At 38.6% G+C, this 6,451-nt stretch carries 8 protein-coding genes; 6 read left to right on the forward strand and 2 right to left on the reverse strand.

What is annotated here, in order from left to right:
* Positions 1-168: 168 nt before the first annotated feature.
* On the reverse strand, positions 169-363 hold the full coding sequence (locus GS399_RS21170; protein WP_160846502.1) for a helix-turn-helix domain-containing protein: 195 nt from the start codon (positions 361-363) through the stop codon (positions 169-171).
* Between the two features lie 191 nt (positions 364-554).
* On the opposite strand from GS399_RS21170, the gene GS399_RS20305 reads away from it, so the two are divergent.
* The 6 genes from GS399_RS20305 (at position 555) to GS399_RS20330 (ending at position 5,722) form a co-directional block, all read left to right on the forward strand.
* Positions 555-1,340 (forward strand): HEPN domain-containing protein, encoded by a 786-nt coding sequence (locus GS399_RS20305; RefSeq protein WP_160846496.1) that lies wholly within the window; start codon positions 555-557, stop codon positions 1,338-1,340.
* A 514-nt stretch (positions 1,341-1,854) separates the two neighbouring features.
* The gene (locus GS399_RS20310; RefSeq protein ID WP_160846497.1) at positions 1,855-3,036 is read left to right on the forward strand and encodes an AAA family ATPase; all 1,182 of its coding nucleotides are present in this window, start codon (positions 1,855-1,857) and stop codon (positions 3,034-3,036) included.
* Positions 3,029-3,772: an HNH endonuclease gene (locus GS399_RS20315; RefSeq protein ID WP_160846498.1), complete on the forward strand. Its 744-nt coding sequence runs from the start codon at positions 3,029-3,031 to the stop codon at positions 3,770-3,772. Before GS399_RS20310 ends, GS399_RS20315 begins: the two co-directional genes overlap by 8 nt.
* Before the next feature lie 160 nt (positions 3,773-3,932).
* Complete coding sequence (locus GS399_RS20320) at positions 3,933-4,616, forward strand: hypothetical protein (protein ID WP_160846499.1); 684 nt, start codon at positions 3,933-3,935, stop codon at positions 4,614-4,616.
* Positions 4,617-4,934: 318 nt separating this feature from the next.
* Positions 4,935-5,096 carry a hypothetical protein gene (locus GS399_RS20325; protein ID WP_160846500.1) on the forward strand — a complete coding sequence of 54 codons (162 nt, stop codon included), beginning with the start codon at positions 4,935-4,937 and terminating at the stop codon, positions 5,094-5,096.
* Positions 5,097-5,194: 98 nt separating this feature from the next.
* Positions 5,195-5,722 carry a hypothetical protein gene (locus GS399_RS20330; RefSeq protein WP_160846501.1) on the forward strand — a complete coding sequence of 176 codons (528 nt, stop codon included), beginning with the start codon at positions 5,195-5,197 and terminating at the stop codon, positions 5,720-5,722.
* Between the two features lie 391 nt (positions 5,723-6,113).
* On the opposite strand, the gene GS399_RS20900 is transcribed toward GS399_RS20330, so the two are convergent.
* Positions 6,114-6,451 (reverse strand): hypothetical protein (locus tag GS399_RS20900; protein WP_237488021.1); only part of this gene is annotated, 338 nt, incomplete at its 5' end.

Raw genomic sequence — 6,451 nt, forward strand, 5'->3', positions numbered from 1 at the left:
TTTCGTTGACTGTGGTGTGATTTCGATTGGTGGTAGCAGCTGATCAGATGAAAGTTAATTTCAAAACAGCACAGTCTTCAAAAAAACCGAAATTCCCAACAGCAAAAGCTATCCCGCCCTTAAGGCCGGTAGGTGGGTGATTTTCAACGATAAATTGAGTTGTAACCGTCAAAGTTCCTCTAATTTGAGATTGTTAAAAAGCTCTTTTTGTACTTCACACGGATCAACATTTATTGCTAACGCAATTAGGTACAATTCATCCGCGCGTAAATTTGAATTTGGTTCTGTTACAAGTCTGCTTAAACGGGTTGTTGATATTCCTGTTTTCCTGGATATATCAGCTCTGTTAGCAGAACGCTTCATTAAGAATACGCCGAAAGCCGTTGTGGTTTTGCTCTTTGGTGGTTGCTTTGCCAAAATCTTTTTCTTTTAAAACTACATGTCCTAAGCTTAATCAATCAATAAGAGTTTATTTATAAACATTAATGATATATTTATGTACATAATGTATATTTACATATTATAACATTTTCTTGTCCGATAAAATGAACCTTATGCAAACAGCCAGCGCTTCAACCCAATCTCCTGAAAATCTACCTGCTTTCATCCGTTTACTCATCGAAACCCTGAAGCCGGAGAAGATCTTCCATGTCATGCAGCAACTGATCGGGGAGCAGAAACAGGAACTCCTCATCATCATATTACCTTATACCTGCCCGAAGTCATTGAACCAGCTCCAGCCATACGTGGATTTTGCTATAACCGGACAGCCTTCCATAACCTGCATGCTGCATCGGTCCGACTGGCTCGACCGGCAGCTGGAAGAAGGGCATCCCTTCTATTCTTTTGCCTGCACTGAAAAGAATCTTTTATATGATACCGGCGTAAAACCCCTGCCAAAATTGTCGCCTCAGCTAGAAGAGCTCGTCTTATTAAAGGTTAAACGGGGCTTCGACCAGGCATTTGAGCGTTCTGTCAGTTTCCTGGAAGGGGCCTGGTTTTATTTCCATAATGAAAGTAACAGGCCGCTAACTATGTTCATGCTGCACCAGGCGGCAGAACTAGCTTTGCGGGCGGCGATCTGTCCTTTTTGTGGACGGCAAAAACGCTCACACGAGATCCGTGTATTGCTGCGCTGCGCCGGCTATTACCTGCCGGCACTGACAGCTTCGCTGAAGATTGACCCGGAACTGGCAAAATTACTCGATGAGGCATATATGCAAGGCCGTTACCGCGGTGACTGGTCTGTTACGAATGAACAAGTGAACGCAGCGTTTTATATGGTCGATCGCTTGCAGTTGGCTGTGTTCGAGAGCATGGAACTGTTCGCCGGGAACTAGTATTTGGACGTAAGGATCAGGTTAATACCGTCCGCTGCGACATATCCGTCATTTCGACCGGGAGAAAATCTATCTTATATTCAGTTATTTCCTGAGTAAATCCTCTTTCAAAATGATATTATAGGTGCTATATTCATCGCCATAGAGCAATGCCGCTATCGCTTGTTGGATTAAACGTCAATATCAATTGCAAATGCATGCGTTCGCAATTTGCTTATAATGACATGCTGCGGATATCTCTTATACTCGTCTCATTTTCTTAAATCAGGGTTGAATTTTTGAGACGCCCATTTGAGACATTTTTTAGTGCATCAAAAGGGGTAAAACGAACCTGATGATTTTCTCATTAAACCAGGGTTTTTTGAGACACTGATTTAAAAATTGTTGTTCATTTTAACGCTTCTTTTATGTTAGATATATTAAGGGTGCGGTTTCTACAACTAATCTTAAACAGCTATTTGGAAGCATAAAAAAATCTATTTTTGATCATTCAACTTATTATATAGATACCCTGATGAAAATAAGCAACATACATATTTCGGGAGTGGGAGGGCTGGGATCAATTGACATCCTTTTTAATAATAGAATGAATATTATTTGTGGACCCAACGGAATTGGGAAGACCACAGTACTTGAAAGCATAGCCCATCTTTTTGCTTGGGGTCAAACGAGTATTTTAAAAAGAAATGTAAAATTTGAATCGAGTCAGATCAAAGGAACCTTTACTATTGATGAAAAAGACGTGAGTAGTGAGGTTGCATTCAAAAATTTTATTCCAGAAAAAAGCAATGATATAAATTCCCCGCTTCATTCATACTCAAAGTACCTAATTTCACTTAAAACCTCTCGAACATTTGATTACGTACCACTTAGGGCTGTGGAAAAGGATACAAATAAGGATGATGGTAATTTATGGACAGATTCTAAGCAAGGGATACAATTAACAAATATAAAAAACTGGTTTGTTAATAGGTATTTGTATTACGTCCATGAAGGTGCGTTGACTAAAGAGCAAAAAGCAAATTTCGATTTAGCAAAATCCGTATTTTCGCTATTAAATCCGAATTTTCAATTTAGCAAAGTGGAAGCTTCGTCAAATGAAATTATGGTTGAAACCCCAACAGGTTTAATTTATTACGAGTATTTATCATCTGGCTTCAAATCAATTCTTTCCGTTGCATTTGGAATAATTAAAGAAATTGAATTCCGCTTTGTTGAGCCAAGAATAGAGGCCAAGTCGTTTGACGGAATAATCTTAATTGATGAACTTGAACTACATCTTCATCCCGAATGGCAGGAAAGGGTAACACAGATCCTGCTTGATCTGTTTCCAAACGCACAGTTCATAACAACTACTCACAGTCCACATGTAATTCAATTCGCCGAGTCAAACCAAGTAGTAGCTTTAAGTTTTTTCGACAATAACGTTGTTAGAAGGGATTTGGTAAACAGTAAATATGGATATCAGGGTTGGACGGTAGAAGAAATTTTGAGAGATGTGATGGACATGGAAGATACTCAAACTAAAGTTTTCAATGAAAATATCCAAGAGTTTGAAAAGGCAATTGATAATAATGACTATAAAAAATCAATTGAAATATATAGCAAACTAGAAGAGATGCTTCACCCTCAAAACTCATTAAAGAAATTATTAAAATTTCAAATTGCTTCAATTAAAACTGAACCGAATGATTAAGCTTTCAAGAGATTTTACCCCTACATACTTAAATCCTAATAAAGTTATCGAATTGACTAGTCTGTTTGTAGATACCTCCAAATCTGTTTGGAATACTCCAGAGATTAAAGAATCTTTATTGGCTTTAAGCAACGATAAATGCGCCTATTGTGAATGTAAACTCAATTACGAAAGCAATTATCTGGAAGTGGAGCATTTTGAGGATAAGAGCCACTATCCCGAAAAAGTTGTTGTCTGGGAAAACTTATTACCGTCATGTAAAAGGTGTAACGGCTCAAAGGGTTTTCATAACGTAAACGATGAACCTATTATTAATCCTTTTGTTGAGGATCCTAAAATTCATCTGAGGCTTAGGTGCTATCGACTTAAAGGAAAAACAACATTAGGGCAAGCGACGATTGATGTTATTGACTTAAACAATTCTGCCAGAAGTGTTTATAAGCGATTTGAAATTGGGAATGCAATATTAGAAACATTAGAAGATATTAAGTATAAAATTGGTTGTTACAGAGAAAAACAATCTACACGAATGAAAAATAAAATTCTGGGATCAACTGAGGCTCTGTTATTGGAATGTCAACCAACAGCTGCTTATACTGCCACATCGGCTAGTGTTTTACATTCAAACTCAGACTATGTAGAGATACGCAACACTCTCAAATCATTAGAAATTTGGGCTCAAGAACTAGAAGAGTTGCACAATAATTCCAAAAGATTTGTTTTAGATTTTATTTAATGAGTCCTCTATTAACTTAAAAGCCGATTGATTTACCTCAAGTGGTTAAGTTTAGACCACTTTAAGGTTGAGTTTTCTTAAACGTTTTAACTTTAATCTAAGGTAACAGTTTAACGCTGACATTACCAATTAATCATACACTTCTCTTTAATGGGGACACATGGATAACACAAACAATTTCGAAAGACTGCCTTATAAGCGACCTGTAATTGTAACGAAACCTTCAAGTGGGTTGATAATTAAGGTTATGAATACTGTGTGGCTTAAAGAGGTTATAAGCGGAGTGACGATCCCTTATGAAATGTCTTGTTTCCGAGAAATCAACACACCTATTGATAAACCGATTCAGTCATACATAGCTGAACAAAAACTCGTCGACGAGCATAATGTGAAGCAAGCGTCTTTTATTATGCTTAAGTTACATTGTGTTAGAGTAGCCGAACTCCTTAAGCAAAAACTTTTATCCTTCTTAATTTTCTATTATAGAGACGACAGCACTATAACGAAAGAATATCTTATTGGATTAGATTTTATGAATTTGCGAAACATCTTAAGCAAAATCGTAAAATCTAGTGCATCGTTCAGTGATATTCCAACTTTGGGTAGCAAACACATAATCAAATTGTTTACAAAGACTTTTCATAATTTCATTGAGGATCGTAACATTTATACGCACGGAACCCTTGTAACAAACATTGATACACATGATGTCGCAATTGAATATTTATTAGGAAATCAGGAAGTGACATGCATAGTCAGTAACGATATATTACAATCATTTTTTTTTACCTATAAGATTTTAGATGATACGTTAGATGAAATGCAGTCTATTGTTCAAAAGTAAAGATATATATTGTCCATATACGCAACTTATCGATCATGTTTTCGTTGTTCTAAAATTGGCTTTACTCAGAAGTTGAAATGCAGGCACTTTACAAAAATTTATAAACATTACATATTATTTGAAGGAGACGTATTGTCCCATAACTAAACGTTATGTTAAGCATTTCCAGCATATTCCGAATAGTTCGCCAAAAACTGCTCGTTTAGATTTTTGAGACGGGAAATGAGACAAATTTTATTTGGGTATGCAAAATAGCTATAACTAGCAATTGTCATTACATGAGTTTAAAGGTAACTTGGAGGAAATAAATCGTTATTTATGCCAGGTGAAGAAAAAGAAAATGGAGAAAGAGGACATATGGTTCAAGAAATGACGAAGGAGATCAAAGATCACTTTAACCGGGTTGATGCGGCAGGAGAATCTGGCGCGCCGGAAAAGCCGGAACCTAAACCTTCGGAATCTCCAAAAGCTGAAGACTAACACGGCTGGTCCTCGTATTATGAGAATCGACCCTCTTCACTTGCGGCGAAACAATATACTTCGTTATCTTTTTATCTGTTGACGGTTATCCTCCTGTTATGCCAATTTCTATAAATCCCGACGCTTGGGTACTTGCAACTATCAACAAGAAAAAGGATAAAAATCTTCGTATCGCCGACTTTTTAGACTCGATAGCCGCAGATGCATTTGCTTTAGCTTCCGTTTGGGAGAAGGTGATCAATACGCTGCTGACAAACGAATCTGTCGATCCCGAATCTGATCCGCTCTGGCGAAAATTGCTCCATTCCCGGGTCCTGGTCGAACATAGTAACATCGGCCATTACGAGCGGTTAGAATATTTCTACGGTGCCGTGTCGTCAGTGCTTGGCCCTAAACACGCAAGCAGCACCGATTACGTCGTCTACAAAATTGGCTCGATCCTGATGTCCCGCAAGCTTACTGTTGAAAAAGTGAAATCCGAGCTGCAAAAGATTAAGTCGGCACGGCTGTTAAGTACTTCTGAACAAACAGGCCTGGATCTATCGTTATTGGATTCGGTCAAAGTACTTCACCAGGAAGCTGCTGCATTAGATGTTTTTGCTAAGGGATTTCGTGCGCAAATTTAAGTGCAGACGAATTACGCCTCATGCCGGCAAGGCATTTCTTTCCAAACACAAATAAAAATATCAATGCTAGTGAATAACTGGCTAGGCCGCCCGCCAATGAGGGCTAACCGTAATTTACTTTATGCCTCATGCCGGCAGGGCATTTCCTTTTGATAGCCCCAAAAGGAAACAAACCGAGCTGAGCGAGCTCATGAAGTCCATAAAAAACAATTGAAACTACTGAATAAAGGGCTTGTCAATCCGCTAGGCGCCTTTGCACAGTCTTCCCGCAATTAAAAACAGGAGCGCTTATTTTTGCTTCTGGTGTGCTGGTTGCAAGCAAGTGTAATGCCTCGCAAAACCGCTGCGCTATAGGCTTGGCATTGCAAAATTTAAATAGCTGCCACTGTTTTTAATTTTTGCAGGCACTTGCGTCTTGCCAGCGTGCTTCGGAAAAGCTTATGACAATTTGAACGTTGGCTTCCTGCCACCGATCTAGGTTACTACAGATCATGAATTGCTGTCCCGGCAAAAGATCATATTCTTGCTGCCGTTGATAGTACGAAGTCGGCCTGCAAATTTTTGGCGTTAAGAAAAACATAACGGTATTTGGCATTTTGCAGGTTGGCGTGAAATCCTGCGAGCGGTGGGTCGAAAAGAAATGCGGGCCACGCGTTAGATAGTGCGGTGGAAGCTTATTTCTTTTCTTGATTTTTGCCTCCTTTTTATCAAGAAAAAGGAGGGTGCCCC

Source organism: Hufsiella arboris, from assembly GCF_009834875.1.
In the GTDB taxonomy this organism is placed as follows: domain Bacteria; phylum Bacteroidota; class Bacteroidia; order Sphingobacteriales; family Sphingobacteriaceae; genus Hufsiella_A; species Hufsiella_A arboris.